This is a genomic window from Nocardiopsis sp. ATB16-24, assembly GCF_030271535.1.
Taxonomy (GTDB): Bacteria; Actinomycetota; Actinomycetes; order Streptosporangiales; family Streptosporangiaceae; genus Nocardiopsis.
In genome coordinates, this window is record NZ_JASCXJ010000009.1 from 1 (window position 1) to 13,142 (window position 13,142).

15 protein-coding genes are annotated in these 13,142 nt (G+C 65.8%); 13 read left to right on the top strand and 2 right to left on the bottom strand.

Features of this window, described 5'->3' with window-relative positions:
- The 6 genes from PFX91_RS11805 to PFX91_RS11830 all read left to right on the top strand — a co-directional run.
- Positions 1-1,778: TPR repeat domain-containing protein (locus PFX91_RS11805; RefSeq protein WP_502888307.1), on the top strand; the 1,778-nt coding region annotated here is incomplete at its 5' end.
- Positions 1,779-1,787: 9 nt separating this feature from the next.
- Positions 1,788-2,297, top strand: coding sequence for a hypothetical protein (locus PFX91_RS11810; protein WP_285731552.1), 510 nt, complete (start codon positions 1,788-1,790; stop codon positions 2,295-2,297).
- Between the two features lie 18 nt (positions 2,298-2,315).
- The gene (locus PFX91_RS11815; protein ID WP_285731553.1) at positions 2,316-2,909 is read left to right on the top strand and encodes a hypothetical protein; all 594 of its coding nucleotides are present in this window, start codon (positions 2,316-2,318) and stop codon (positions 2,907-2,909) included.
- Positions 2,910-3,315: 406 nt separating this feature from the next.
- Positions 3,316-4,092 (top strand): hypothetical protein, encoded by a 777-nt coding sequence (locus PFX91_RS11820; RefSeq protein ID WP_285731554.1) that lies wholly within the window; start codon positions 3,316-3,318, stop codon positions 4,090-4,092.
- Positions 4,089-4,769: a class F sortase gene (locus tag PFX91_RS11825; protein WP_285731555.1), complete on the top strand. Its 681-nt coding sequence runs from the start codon at positions 4,089-4,091 to the stop codon at positions 4,767-4,769. The genes PFX91_RS11820 and PFX91_RS11825 overlap by 4 nt, the downstream gene beginning before the upstream one ends.
- Positions 4,770-4,867: 98 nt before the next feature.
- Positions 4,868-5,164, top strand: coding sequence for a YciI family protein (locus PFX91_RS11830; protein ID WP_285731556.1), 297 nt, complete (start codon positions 4,868-4,870; stop codon positions 5,162-5,164).
- Between the two features lie 51 nt (positions 5,165-5,215).
- Here the strand turns inward: PFX91_RS11830 and PFX91_RS11835 are convergent, their stop codons facing one another.
- Positions 5,216-5,644 carry a VOC family protein gene (locus PFX91_RS11835; protein ID WP_285731557.1) on the bottom strand — a complete coding sequence of 143 codons (429 nt, stop codon included), beginning with the start codon at positions 5,642-5,644 and terminating at the stop codon, positions 5,216-5,218.
- A gap of 100 nt (positions 5,645-5,744) precedes the next feature.
- On the opposite strand from PFX91_RS11835, the gene PFX91_RS11840 reads away from it, so the two are divergent.
- The gene (locus PFX91_RS11840) at positions 5,745-6,332 is read left to right on the top strand and encodes a TetR/AcrR family transcriptional regulator (RefSeq protein ID WP_285731558.1); all 588 of its coding nucleotides are present in this window, start codon (positions 5,745-5,747) and stop codon (positions 6,330-6,332) included.
- Between the two features lie 166 nt (positions 6,333-6,498).
- Here PFX91_RS11840 and PFX91_RS11845 read toward each other — a convergent pair whose 3' ends face one another.
- Entirely contained in the window at positions 6,499-6,933 is a 435-nt protein-coding gene (locus tag PFX91_RS11845) for a YkvA family protein (protein ID WP_285731559.1), read from the bottom strand.
- A gap of 619 nt (positions 6,934-7,552) precedes the next feature.
- Between PFX91_RS11845 and PFX91_RS11850 the strand changes: the two genes are divergently transcribed.
- The 6 genes from PFX91_RS11850 to PFX91_RS11875 all read left to right on the top strand — a co-directional run bounded on the left by PFX91_RS11850 (position 7,553) and on the right by PFX91_RS11875 (position 13,133).
- On the top strand, positions 7,553-8,662 hold the full coding sequence (locus PFX91_RS11850; RefSeq protein WP_285731560.1) for a hypothetical protein: 1,110 nt from the start codon (positions 7,553-7,555) through the stop codon (positions 8,660-8,662).
- Positions 8,663-8,723: 61 nt separating this feature from the next.
- Entirely contained in the window at positions 8,724-9,497 is a 774-nt protein-coding gene (gene cpaB, locus PFX91_RS11855; RefSeq protein ID WP_285731561.1) for a Flp pilus assembly protein CpaB, read from the top strand.
- Between the two features lie 3 nt (positions 9,498-9,500).
- Positions 9,501-10,925 (top strand): CpaE/TadZ family protein, encoded by a 1,425-nt coding sequence (locus PFX91_RS11860; RefSeq protein ID WP_285731562.1) that lies wholly within the window; start codon positions 9,501-9,503, stop codon positions 10,923-10,925.
- Positions 10,926-10,989: 64 nt separating this feature from the next.
- Positions 10,990-11,346, top strand: a complete 357-nt coding sequence (locus PFX91_RS11865) for a pilus assembly protein (RefSeq protein ID WP_502888314.1) — start codon at positions 10,990-10,992, stop codon at positions 11,344-11,346.
- A complete protein-coding gene (locus PFX91_RS11870) occupies positions 11,343-11,759 on the top strand; it encodes a TadE/TadG family type IV pilus assembly protein (RefSeq protein WP_502888308.1) in 417 nt (138 codons plus the stop codon). Before PFX91_RS11865 ends, PFX91_RS11870 begins: the two co-directional genes overlap by 4 nt.
- 48 nt (positions 11,760-11,807) lie before the next feature.
- Positions 11,808-13,133 (top strand): TadA family conjugal transfer-associated ATPase, encoded by a 1,326-nt coding sequence (locus PFX91_RS11875; protein WP_285731564.1) that lies wholly within the window; start codon positions 11,808-11,810, stop codon positions 13,131-13,133.
- The last annotated feature ends 9 nt before the right edge of the window (positions 13,134-13,142 follow it).

Below are 13,142 nucleotides of genomic sequence, written 5' to 3' on the forward strand. Positions count from 1 at the left end.
AGATGGCCTTCCTCGACGCGTTCTACGAGCGCCTGGAGTCGGAGAACACCCCGGGACCGGGCGTACTCGGTGTGCCGGCCCAGATGGAGGGCGAGCACCTGACCGACGAAGAACGCGAGTACGCGCTGGGTGTGCTAGGTGACGGCTTGCTAGCGCTCTCCGATGAGAGTCTTGGTGGCAGTTATGAGGACTTGCCAAGAAGTGTGCGCCGAGTGGCCGAAAGCCCTCAGTACTACGAACACGGGGAAGACGAGGTGCCCTACTCCTGGGTTCTCTACGAGAACGATGTACGGGCCCTGTCCAACATGCTGCAGCACACCGACGAAGACTTCCGAGGCGGCTACGAACTGTCGGTCAACCTGTCCATGTCCTCAGGCACCTACACACATCGCATAGGAGAAAACGGCTTTCTCACCTCAGAGGACATGACTCCGCTGATAGAGGTAAGCACCCGCAACGAAGATGCCAGCTATTACATACTTACCGGCGAACATCCCAATACTGACCCCTATGCGAGTCACCCCGCATTGGGCATGGACCAATCCAGATCAGGCGTAGACTACACTAAACTTGACATTTACCACTCCAGTGAAGATCGGTCAAACGTCATTGAGGGTCTGTTCACCTACGAGTGGCATGACAAGGGTGAAACTGTTTCTCAGCTGATTGACTGGATCTCTGACAAGTCTGAGAGCGATGACCCAAGAGACCAGGACATGTCCGGAAAAGCCGCAGCAAGTTTTGTCGGCATGGTCACTACCGCTGAGATGCAGGAAGCACTCACCAGCACAGGCGTGGACGTCAGCGAAGACGGGAAAGAATACAATAGCGCGTCCTTCACTGCATTTAACACTGAACTCGCCCACAGTCTGGCTGATATATTTGACTCTTATATATTCAGCTTTGCTGAGAGCAGCGTCTCAGAAACTAATGAAAACGGCGAAGAAGTGGCAACAACAGGAGTAGGAGATTACATTTCAGAAACCAACCGTTTCAACATCGGACCCCAAGAGCGAGCATCTTACATGGAGTATCTCATGGGCAACGATGACACTGCAACACGAACCATAAACTCTGCTGCCCTTTACCAGAATCTGGCAATTGAAATCCTCCTGGAAAATGGTAACACAAGCACTGCTTCCAGAGGATCAGCTAGCCTGGACGCACTGATAGAAATCGCCCTGGAGGCAGAGGCAGAAAAGAGAAGCCTGGACCTCACAGAGACCAAAGAAAGAAAAGAGAAGCTATATGGATACGCCATTGAAAAAGCCGCAGAGCACTCCGAAAAAATACCTGTAATCGGAAAGAGTATCGGCTGGGGTCTGAACCTTGGCCCTGACTGGATTATTGAAAAATTGGTAGACCAGGAAACCACTGTAAGACCACGCCTCCCGTCGGGCGAAAACGCTGAAACTCGCATCAGGCAGAATGAGCTCATTCTGCTCGAAAAGATCATGAACTCTCAAAGCGAGAACATCGAACAAAAACCCCCTCAGCATCTGATCGAAACGCTCATCGAAGCCAATGTGTGCACCATTAACAAAGATGGCGAAATAGAGCTCAACCAATCTTCTGAAATTTGGCAGGACAACGGTAGACTCGAGGGAGAGTTCCTTGAATTGGATGATGTTCTAGCAGGCGCCCTGGAAAACACTGAAATAACCCCGACAGATTCCCGTACCGAGAGAAAGCCTACCGACGCCCTTGATCTCGCGGGAGAATACTCCGAAGAGTACAACAATCGCCACGACCTTGTGAAAAATTTCGGAAAGCGATAACTTATACCCATGAAACTGAAGAAAGTATTGACAGCAGTATTAATATTTTCTGGACTCCTGCTCCTATCCTCCTGTTCGAAACAGGAGCAGGAATATGAACAGAGGGCACTTGAATCCCCGAGCAATGAGTGGATACTTCGCCACACCAAAATATTCACATTTGAACGCATGATCCATGAGTATCCAGAGCAGGTTCTTGACAACACCGGAGATTCTGGAGTAGATCAACTTTTGAAGGCTGGAGTGCTAGCCAAAGAAGGAGATATATATAAAGTCGAGACAAGCACAAATAAATGGAACACATCAGAAGACCTGAGTAGTGATACTCACATCAACAATATTGACTTCACACTAAACGTGATCCTCAACAATAACAACGTCACCTGGTGTGGAGATTCAATTTCTGGAAAAGATTTTGTGAGGAATTACACTGACCTCCACGAAGGATTTTCGGCTAGTTATGAAGAATACGAAAAAAGCATCGCCGACTACGTCGACTGCGGAACAGGAGAGCTGTAGAATCTCGACGAGCACCTCATGCGCACAGCCCGAAGACGCCTCCTCTGCTCAGAGAAATATCCGTACGCCATCCTCCAGTGCAAACTCACCGAAGCGATTGTCGTCCTCGCCGTCGCGATATCTCTTTCTGCATGCCAAGGACTCGGTCTTGTACCGCCCCAGGCAGACTCAGAGCCTTCTCCAGAAGAGAACGACCCGTCAAAGGTAGATGGCGAATGGGTTCGCCGACATGTCATGATACTGACTCTAGAGAGAATGTTCGTTGAGGAAGAATCGCCTGAGATAATCGCGAACGCTTCCGATAGAACTAGAGAATCCCTCTTGGAGGGAGGCGCCCTCATAGAAGAAGACAATCAATACAGACTGGAGACCGACCCTGCTAAATGGACCGTCGCAGAGGGACTCGGGGACGATGGTCTTTTGCCGCGCCATGTAGACAATGCCATGAACGCACTTCTGTGGGAAAACGAGGTCACCTGGTGCGACCATAGGATGATAGGCCGTGACTTCGTCTCTTCCTATATCGAGCTCTACAACGGGAAATTCGACACCCGTGAAGAGTACGAGAAGAGCATCGCCGACTACGTCGACTGTGGCACAGGAGAGCTATAGAAGCTCGACGAGCACATCATGCGCACAGCCCGAAGACGCCTCCCCACTCTGGGGAGCACTCCTCGCCCTTCTCCCTCCTCATCGATCTCGTGGTCGCGCTGAGTAGAGGCATCACGCGCAGGCGCCGCCGCGCCTGCCGTACGACACGCCGGCCGCGTCAGTACGGCACACCCCTTACCAGGGCCACTCTAAGGCCTGAAAGTGGCCCTACGTAGGGGGTTCGCGGCTGCGAGCCCTCCAGCCCAACCTCCTGAAACCACCTCAATCCCCCTGTGTCACCACAAAAACGGTTCACAACTACACGTAATTAACTCATTACATAGGGTTACCGCCCCACTGCGGAGGGGCATCTCCTCGCACGACTCCCGTTATCAGAACGGCGAGGAACGCAGAGGAGACTCTCGCAATGCACAAGGCAACCGCCACCGCGGCGGCACTGGCGCTCCCCATGGGGCTGGTGCTGGCCGCCACGGCCGCTCATGCCGGCGCTTCCGACGGACCACAGGACACCAAGGTCCTGCACGCCCAATTGCAGCCCATGAACGAGACCAACGCGACGGGCACCAGCACCGTCGAGCTCCGAGGCACGACGATGACCGTCCAGATCCACGCCACCGGCCTCGCGCCGGGCCTGCCGCACGCCCAGCACCTGCACGTCGGCGGCGAGAACATCTGCCCGACGGGTCTGAAGGCCGACGAGAACGGCGACGGCTTCGTCAGCACCGTCGAGGGCACGCCCTACTACGGTCCCGAGGCCGTGTCGCTGACCGCCGAGGGCGGTGTCGGCGCGGAGAACAAGCTCGACATGGAGAACATGCCGGTCGCCGACGAGAACGGCAAGCTGGAGTACGAGCGCACCTTCGAGGTCAGCGAGGACATCGCCAAGCGGGTCCTGCACGGCAAGGCCGTCGTCGTCCAGCGCGGTATCGGCGCCGAGGACACCCGCGAGTACGACTTCAACGCCGCCGGGCCCAGCGAACTCGACGGTTCGCTCCCGGCCCAGGCCACCCACCCCGCTTCCTGCGGCGCGCTCGCCGCGGCCCCCGAGCGCGGGATGGAGACCGGCTTCGGCGGCACGTCGGGGACCCCCGTGGCCTGGATGATCGGCCTGGGCGCCGCCCTGGTCACGGTCGCGGGAGCGGTGGCCGTCGCCGGCCGCCACCTGTTGCGCGTCCGGGCATGATGACACTTCCCGGTACCGGCTCCAGCGCCGGAACGGCCGCGTGGCCGCAACCGTCTCGTGGCCGCCGGGCACTGTGCTCGGCGGCCACGAGGTTCGTCTCCTCCCTCGGCGTCCTGCTCATGGCCGCGGGGATGTGGCAGAGCGACCTGGCCGGGGACCGGGCGGACGCCGCGCCCGCCCCCGCCGTCACACGGGCGCCCGCCGACGCCGCGCCCGCGATGGAGCGTTCCCGTCCGGTCGGCCTCACCATCCCCGCGATCGAGGTCGACACCACCGACCTCGTCCCGCTGGACGTGGACGCCACCGGCGCTTTGGCGTCCCCCGAGGACACCGACACGGTCGGCTGGTACGAGTCCGGTCCCTGGCCGGGCCAGGCCGGAGCGGCGGTGATGGGGGCGCACGTGGACTCCGTCAGCGGCCCGGCGGTCTTCTTCTGGCTGCGACGGTTGGAGCCGGGCGACGAGGTGACCGTCACCCGCTCCGACGGCACCGAGGCCGTGTTCACCGTCTACGCGGTGCGTGAGTACGACAAGCACGCCTTCCCCACCCGGAAGGTCTACGGACCCACGGGCAATCGGGCCGAGTTGCGCCTGGTGACCTGCGGGGGCCGGTTCGAACGGGGCGACGGCTACACCGACAACCTGGTGGTCTACGCCGAGTTGGAACCTCCGGAGTGAGCGACCCGCCGCCCCTCGTCCTGTGGCACAGTGGCGGCGACCGCGGTGAGGGCCTCGCGTCGGTCCACCGCCGTACCGCCGTACCAGGAGGAACTCGCATGGCGATCTTCGCCGTCACCTACACCTATGCTCCCGACAGCGCCGCCGCACGTGACGAGCATCGTCCCGTTCACCGGGAGTACCTTGGTGTCCTCTCCGCACAGGGCGTCAACCTGTGCTCGGGCCCGTGGGGCACCGAGGAGGAACCCGGCGCGCTCCTGCTCTTTCGCGCCGACTCCAGGGAGGAGGCCCTCGCCTTGGCGGAGAAGGACCCCTTCCACATCCAGGGCCTGATCACCCGGATCGGTGTTCGGGAGTGGATCCCGGTCATGGGCCCGCTCGCCGAGCACCTTTGAGCCGGTCCCCGTCCGTGCGACGCGGGTCGGATCGTGTGATCCGACCCGCGTTCACCCCTCCGCCTGTGCGGCGAGACCGTTGTCCCTCATCCACTGTGGGTCGGGGTCGACCCGCTGTAGCACCTCGACGTAGAGCCCTTCAGGGCCCGAGACCTGGAAACGTCGCTGTCCCCACGGTTCGCTGACCAGTGGCATGATCACCTCCACGCCCGCTTCGCGCAGGCGCCTCTCCTCGGCGTCCACGTCCGGTACCAGGAAGGCGATCAGCGTCTCGCCCCCGCCCGAGCGCAGGATCGAAGGTGTGGACGGGTGGTCGCGCAGCACGAAGTCGATGGACAGTTTGTGGTGGCCGCTGTGCCGGGTGTTGAGGTACCAACCGAGGTCGACGCCGATCTCGAAACCGAAATGCTCGGCGAACCACTCGGCGCTGGAGCGCGGGGCGTCGCAGAGGACGGCCAGGCCGACGAGTTCGATGTCCATGCTTCTCCCAGCTGTTCGCCGAATACCACTACAAGTAAAGTACTACGATCGAAGTGATGGAGACAAGCGTGTTCTTCCCGAGAAAGGAGGGGCGGAAGTCATGCGGCAGAACCCCGAGCGCAGGCGCGCCCTGCTGAACGCGGCCATCGACGTGCTCGCGGAGGACGGGGCCCGAGGGTTGACCTTCCGGGCGGTCGACGCCCGAGCCGGGGTCCCCGGCGGGACGGCGTCCAACTACTTCGCCAACCGCTCCGAACTCCTGCTCCAGGCGGGCGCGCACGTCCACGTGCGACTGGCGCCCACCGAGGAGTTCATGGCCCGGTTCCTGGACTCGGTTCCCTCGCGTGAGCAGACCCGCCTGGGCATGCGCGACCTGTTGAGGCGGGTCGAGGCCGACCGCAACGGCTACCTCGCCCTTCTGGAGCTGCGTCTGGAGGCCAACCGACATCCGGGCATCCGCGAGGAACTGACTCGCACCATCAGGTGGACCCTGGAGGAGAACGTGCGGCGGCACCTGGAGGGCGGTTTCCCCGGTGACCGGAACACCGTGGTCACCCTCTACCTGGCGATGACCGGCCTGCTCGTGGAACACCTGACCCTGCCGGACGTGCTCACCGACGACGACCCCGAGTCCCTGGTGGACCGGATGGTGGCCGTCATCGTCCCCGAGGGCCGGTCTGCCCGCTGAGCCTCCTCAACGAGCTCTCCGGCGAGTCGGGGACACCGAACGTCCGCGCGGTCGCGGGTCCGGCCTTCCCCGAGGACGGCCCGAGGGGTTCCGTGCACGGGGAACGGGCCCCGCGTCGGTGCCGCGGGGCCCGCGTGGACCTGGAGGAATACGGACCTCGGCGCCCCTACCCGGAGGCCTGGCCCGCCGCCTGTCCGGACACGTCCCGACGAGGGCCGTTCCGGTCCGCGCCCGCCTGCCCGGGTCCGTTGGCCTCCTGGAAGGCCTGCTGAGCCTGGACGTCGCGCTCCCACTTGACGAAGCGCTCGCTCTCTCCGAGGGCCATGGTGGTCAGCCACACGGCGACACCGACGTCGTCGGCCAGGCCGAGCAGCGGGATGAACAACTCGGGAACGAAATCGATGGGCGAGATGATGTAGGCCGCCAGCACGAGCATCCCGAGCAGCTTCGTGGTGCTCAGCTCGGGGTAGCGCCCTCTCAGTTTGGCGCCGATCATGCGTGGAACCGCCCCGGCGCGCTTCCACACCGAGACGTCGCCGTCTGTGTTCTGGATGACCTGCCAGGCAGCGGCTCCGGCCGCGGCACGGTTCGCCTTGCGCATCCTTGGTCTCCTCCGGGGACGTGTCGCTTCTCAAGATATGACGCGAAAGAGCCCTGATTCGTTCCCGATCGGCGCGGATCCGAGCGTGATCGACCCCATGGCGTTTCCTCCCGGTCGGAACCGACCGTCCACAAACTGTCCGGGGGCACTGGTGGGCGAGGGTGGGGAAGGGCATCCTTGGACGAGGCGGGTCGGGTGAGTGCGAGGCCGTGGAGTGGGAAGGAGGTAGCCGCGGCGGGAGGTCCACGACCGCCCCGACACCATGACCCCGAACGAACCCCGACAAAGGGGGAGCGGCCACATACCGGTCCGTCCACGGGCCGGCCACATACGTCCGGCGGGCGCCGGCTCCGTGTAGAAATCCGTGCAGAAAGGCGGTGGCGTACACGAACGCGACGTGTTCCCTCGCGGTCGGCGGAGAAGGCCCTCCGCCGAAGTCACATCCGTCGACTTCCCTCCCGGACCCCTCCCACACCTCACGCCCCGCCTGTCAGGGCGACGAACGCGAGGGCTCCCGCGCTCCGCCACACATTGGTTACGATGCGTCCGAGCGGTGCCTCCGGCGCGGAAGGCCGTCCAGCAGTCTCCCCCCATGCGCAGAACCGATGGAGCTTGCCCAGTGTCCACTGCCCTACCTCGGTCGGCGACGACCGTCGCCCTGTTGGCGGACATCCCCAGCACGGGTCACGTGGGCGAGGCCGGGGCCCGGCGGTTCGCACTGCGCGGAGAGGGTGTCGGCGAGCGCAGCGCGGCGTTCGTCGCCTTCGCTAGGCAAGAGATCGAGGCCGGGCGCAAGATCGTGGCCCTGTACCCCACGTGGCGCTCCTCGGACGCCGAACGGGCGGTCAACTTCGCCCGTGGGGCGATGCGCACCGACCACGTCGCCGGGATCGGCCTCGACCTGTCGCCCCTCGCCCTTTCGCTGGTCGCCGACCAACTCGCCTACCTCGCTCCCTACCTCCAACCGGGGATGGTCGCCGCGCTGTGCGACGAACTGCCCAGGCATCTGCTCGCGGGAGCCTGGCTCAGATCGGTCTCCGGTCTGTCCACGATCCCCACCTCCCTACGCCAGCACGTGGGCTCCTACGCTCCGGCGGTGTCCTTTCTCGCCTACTGCGCGCCCATCCGCCAGGTGGGACGTATGCGGCCGTCCGACGTCGCCGGTTCTCTGCCCTTCCGCCCCGTGCAGCCGGTCCAACTGCTGTACTCCACACCCGACCCCGGCATCACCGGCCCCTTCGACGACAACCTGCCCCAGGCCGTCCAACCGGTGGCGACCCGCGCCCTGCCCGCCCAACCGCTGGGCCCCGAGTACTGGGGAACCGCCAAGTACGTGGAGTTCGTGGCGTTGAGCGCTCACCCCCAGGCCCTGGCCTACGCGGCCGGTTCCCTCCGCGCCTCCGCCTGCTCCTGGTGCGGTGAGCCGATGTCGTCCCGACACTGTCCCTTCTGCTCCGCTCGGGCCGTGCGGTCCCGGGCCCCACGCGGCACACCCCGCCCGGACGGCGGACACGGGGCTCCTCGTCTCCCACAGCCGCCCAACGCGGCCTCCTCGCACCCGCACCCCCGCATCGGCCCCGTCCGTCCCGCCCCGCCCACATCCCCCTCCCCCACCGACCTCCAGCACCCATCCGAGCACCGTCCCCCACCGTCCACCCACCGACCGGAGGGTCCGCCGCCGGCGGACCGCACCCCGCAGGCCGAAGCGCCGAGGACCTACTCCCGGTAGGCTCCGCGCCGCGCCCCGACCGGCGGCCCGTGACGACACTGGAAACGGATAAGCAACCCCTATGAACCCCCGTCAGCGACGCGGCGTCCTGCTCATGGTCGTTGCCGCTATCGGCGCCGTCGCCGTGTTCGCCTCCGTGTTCACCTACCTCAGAGACCAGCAGGAACGTCTCGGCGACTTCGCGACCGTCCTGCGACTGACCGAGGACGTCGACGCCTACCAACCTCTCGGAGAGGGCTCCGTGGAACGGGTCCAGGTGCCCAGGGCCTACTTCGACCCGGAGGTCTTCCTCGCCGACCTGTCCGACGTCGAGACCCCCGCCGACCAGGAGTTGGTCGCCGCCTCCCACCTGGAGGCGGGCGTGTACCTCCAGCACGGCATGGTGCAGCCCCAGCCCACCCTGACCGCGGGCGAAAGGGAGATCGCCATCATGGTCGACGCCGAGACCGGTGTCGCCGGCAAGGTGCGGCGCGGGTCGTTCGTGGACATCTACGGCACCTTCCAACCGCGCGACCACGGCCAGGCGTGCGCGGTGCGCGTCCTCACCGAGGTGGAGGTCCTCGACATCGGTGAGTTGCGGTCGAAGGAGAGCGAGGGCGGCGGCATGGCCGGGGTGGTCCCCGTGACCTTCCGTCTGGAGCCGGAGGCCGCGTTGCGACTGGCCTACGCCGAGGACTTCTCCACCAAGCTCAGACTGGCGCTGGTGAGCGCCGACGGCGGAGGGTCGCCCGGGGACTCGGAGTTCTGTAGCAAGGACTTCGACGATCTCGTGGGCGTCGACACACCCGACGACGGGGACATGACCAACGGGCGGCGCATGCCGCATGGGGGGTAGACGTTGAACTTCCGTGTCCTGGCGGGCATGCCCACCTCCGAGTCGGAGATGGTGCTCGCCGCGCGTTTCGACGAACTGCGCAACGCCGACCTCGTGGCCTCCCGGCCCACCACGTCGGCACTGATCGACGCGGCCGGGGAGTTTCCCGAGATCGACGTGGTCCTCATCCACCAGGACCTGGGCCCGGCCCCGGTGTTCGACGCGATAAGGGACCTGTCCCACCGTCACCCGCAGTTGGCCATCCTGCTGGTGTCGCCCACGATGGACCCCGACACCTTCACCGGCGCCATGGAGGCCGGTGCCCGCGGGGTGATACCCGAGGACTCGGGCATCGCCGAGTTGGAGAACCGCATCACCAAGGCGGCCGAGTGGTCACGGACGCTGCGCCGTCACCTGGAGTCGGCCTCGTGGGATCTGCCCGCCTCGGGTGTACGCGGTCGGATCGTGGCCCTCGGCGGCGCCAAGGGCGGCGTGGGCACCACCACGTGCGCGGTGCACCTGGCGATGGCGGCCGCCGCCGCGGAGCGGGTGGTGTGCCTGGTGGACCTGGACCTCCAGACCGGCGACCTGCCCGCGTTCCTCAACCTGCGCCACCGCCGCTCCATCAGCGACCTGGTCGAGGCCGGGGACGACATCACCCCCGGCATGCTCTCGGAGACGTTGTACGTGGACCCGCGCGGACCGCACGTGCTGCTGGCCCCCGAGCACGGCGAACGTGGTGAGGACGTCACCGCGCGCGCCGCCCGCCGTGTGCTGAGCGCGCTGCGTTCGCGCTATGAACTGGTGATCGTGGACTGCGGCTCCACCATGAACGAGGCCACCGCGATGGCGGTGGAGATGGCCGACAGCGCGGTCGTCACCGTCACCCCCGACGTGCCGGCGATGCGCGGCGCCCAGCGGCTCATGGCCATGTGGGAACGTCTGCACGTGCGCTCCCATGAGGACGTGTACTCGCTGGTCACCCGACACAGCCGCAGGAACGAGATCCAACCGGACTTCCTCCAGCAGCTACTGGGGACCCGGGTTCTGCGTACCCCGGTCCCCGCCGCCTACCGGGCGCTGGAGCCGGCGGAGAACAACGGCGACCCCACCAAGGTGACCGATGAGGGACTGCGCAAGGCCTTCTCCCGACTGGCCGCGGAACTGGACCTGTTGAACCCGCCCGTGTCACCCGGCCAGGGTGGCACGGGCGGCGCGGCCACTCCCCCCGCGGGCTCGGGAGGTTTCGGCTCGCTCGCCGCCCGGCGCGGCTCGCCGCCCTCCACCCGCGATGTGTCCGGCTTCCTGAACGCCTCGTCGGGGCCCACGCCGCCCAGGGGAACGGGCGACGGCCCCTCCCCCGCCCGGTACCCGAGCCCGTTCCTCGGCGACCGCCCCGCAGGTGGCGTGCACGGGGGTGGTGGAGGCCACGGTGGCTTCGGTGGCTGAGTCCGGTCCGCGCTCCGCCCGGGGCTCGGACGTGCCTCGGCGGGGCGACCGCGGCGGTGTCATCGTGGAGTTCGCCGCCGTGGTGCCCTTTCTGCTGCTGGCGCTGGCCCTGGTGTGGCAGGTCCTGTTACTCGGTATCACCGCCATGTACGCCTCGCACGGCGCCGCGGAGGCCGCCCGACAGGCCGCGGTGACCCCCGACGACATGGAGCGTGTGGACGAGGAGGCACGCAAGCGGGTGCGGGCCCCCTGGGACGGCGCGGACGTGATGACGGTGGAGGTGGTCGAGCGCGACGGTTCGCGCTTCGCCCGGGTGACGCTGGCCATGCCGATCTTCCTGCCCGGCGCCTCCGGCCCGTGGGACGTCACGGGGGAGGCCCGGGTGGTGACCGAGGTGGAGCCGAGGGGGTCGTTCCAGTGAGCACCGAGCCCGCGCCGCGCGTTCCTCGGGGAGTGAGACGACTGCTGCTGGGACGCCGTCCGTTCCGGGGCGGCGACCGGGGTGGCCCGTTGCTGGAGTTCGCCGCGATCTTCCCGATCCTGCTCCTGGTCGCGGTCGTCTCGGTCGAGGCCTTCCTGGCCTTCGTCGCGGCCGAGCGACTGGAGTCCGCGGCCAGGGCCGGTGCGCGGGCGGCCGGGACCCAACAGCTCGCGGGCGCGGAGGCCGCCGCGCGCCGGTCGCTGCCGTCGTGGCTGGACGAGGCGGTCGTCACCAGCGGGGTCAACGACCACGACGGTTTCTACGTGCAGGTCTCGCATCGGCTGCCGATCGTGTTCCCGGCCTCGGGCCTGGACCTGACACTGACCCGACGAGTGGACATGCCCGATGTGTGAGACGGGGAGGGCTCGCCGTGAGCGCCTCGGGGGAAGGAGGAGCGGGACATGGGTCTGAAGGACCGTTTGGAGGAGGACCGCGTCGCGGAGGGACGCGCCGACCGTGGCAGCGTCACGCACTGGCGTCGACGGCTGTTGGAGGAGATCAACCTGGAGGACCTCACCAGGTTGACCCTGGCCCAGCGCCGGGTTCGTCTGGAGAAGGTCGTGGGCCACATCCTGACCCGTGAGGGTCCGGTGTTGTCGGACCGGGAGCGCTCGGTGCTCATTCGCCGGGTCGTGGACGAGGCCCTGGGCCTGGGCGTGCTGGAGCCCCTTCTGGCCGATGAGACCATCACCGAGATCATGGTCAACGGCCCCGACAACGTGTTCATCGAACGCGGGGGTCGCATGCAGCGGGTCGACGCCGCCTTCAACGGTGAGGAACAGCTCTACCAGACCATCGACCGCATCGTGTCGTTGGTCAACCGCCGGGTGGACGAGGCCTCGCCGATGGTGGACGCCCGGCTGCCCACGGGGGAGCGCGTCAACGTGATCATCCCGCCGCTGTCGTTGTCGGGGCCGGTCCTGACCATCCGACGTTTCCCCAAGCCCTACCCGATCGACGAACTGGTGCGGATGGGCAGTCTGGACTCGCCGACCGGCATCCTGCTGGCGGCGATGGTGCGCGCCCGGTTCAACATCGTGGTCTCGGGAGGCACCGGCACCGGTAAGACGACCTTCCTCAACGCGATGTCGGCGTTCGTCCCTTCCGACGAACGCATCGTCACCATCGAGGACTCCGCCGAGTTGCAACTGATGCAGGAGCACGTGGTGCGGTTGGAGTCCAGACCTCCCAACATCGAGGGGCGGGGCGAGATCGCCATCCGCGACCTGGTGCGCAACGCGCTGCGGATGCGACCGGACCGCATCATCGTCGGCGAGGTGCGCGGCTCGGAGACCATCGACATGCTCCAGGCCATGAACACCGGCCATGACGGGTCGCTGGTGACCGTGCACGCCAACTCCGCCGACGACGCCATCCACCGGTTGCAGACCCTGTCCACGTTGGGCGAGGGCACCATCCCCTACGACGCGATCCGCGATCAGATCAACAACGCGGTGGACGCCATCGTGCACCTGGGTCGTTGGCCGGACGGCTCACGACGGGTCAGCGAGATCGCGGTGGTCTCCTCCCGCAGACGCGAGGAGTTCCGGCTGGACCCGGTGATGCGGTTCGAGGCGATGCCCATGGGCCCCCACCGGACGGTGGAGGGTCGGTTCCGACACTTCCCCCTGCCCCGGCACATCGCCGGACGCATCTACCACGTGGGCGAGGCCATCCCCGCCGCCTTCGGTGTGGCCTCGGAGGAGCAGTCCCGGCAGGGCCGGTGAGTTCTCGCC

Excerpts from the sequence above, each read along its gene's own strand:
- PFX91_RS11810 (WP_285731552.1), top strand. The coding sequence starts at position 1,788 with ATGAAACTGAAGAAAGTATTGACAGCAGTATTAATATTTTCTGGACTC.
- PFX91_RS11815 (WP_285731553.1), top strand. The coding sequence starts at position 2,316 with ATGCGCACAGCCCGAAGACGCCTCCTCTGCTCAGAGAAATATCCGTAC.
- PFX91_RS11820 (WP_285731554.1), top strand. The coding sequence starts at position 3,316 with ATGCACAAGGCAACCGCCACCGCGGCGGCACTGGCGCTCCCCATGGGG.
- PFX91_RS11825 (WP_285731555.1), top strand. The coding sequence starts at position 4,089 with ATGATGACACTTCCCGGTACCGGCTCCAGCGCCGGAACGGCCGCGTGG.
- PFX91_RS11830 (WP_285731556.1), top strand. The coding sequence starts at position 4,868 with ATGGCGATCTTCGCCGTCACCTACACCTATGCTCCCGACAGCGCCGCC.
- PFX91_RS11835 (WP_285731557.1), bottom strand. The coding sequence starts at position 5,644 with ATGGACATCGAACTCGTCGGCCTGGCCGTCCTCTGCGACGCCCCGCGC.
- PFX91_RS11840 (WP_285731558.1), top strand. The coding sequence starts at position 5,745 with ATGCGGCAGAACCCCGAGCGCAGGCGCGCCCTGCTGAACGCGGCCATC.
- PFX91_RS11845 (WP_285731559.1), bottom strand. The coding sequence starts at position 6,933 with ATGCGCAAGGCGAACCGTGCCGCGGCCGGAGCCGCTGCCTGGCAGGTC.
- cpaB (WP_285731561.1), top strand. The coding sequence starts at position 8,724 with ATGAACCCCCGTCAGCGACGCGGCGTCCTGCTCATGGTCGTTGCCGCT.
- PFX91_RS11875 (WP_285731564.1), top strand. The coding sequence starts at position 11,808 with ATGGGTCTGAAGGACCGTTTGGAGGAGGACCGCGTCGCGGAGGGACGC.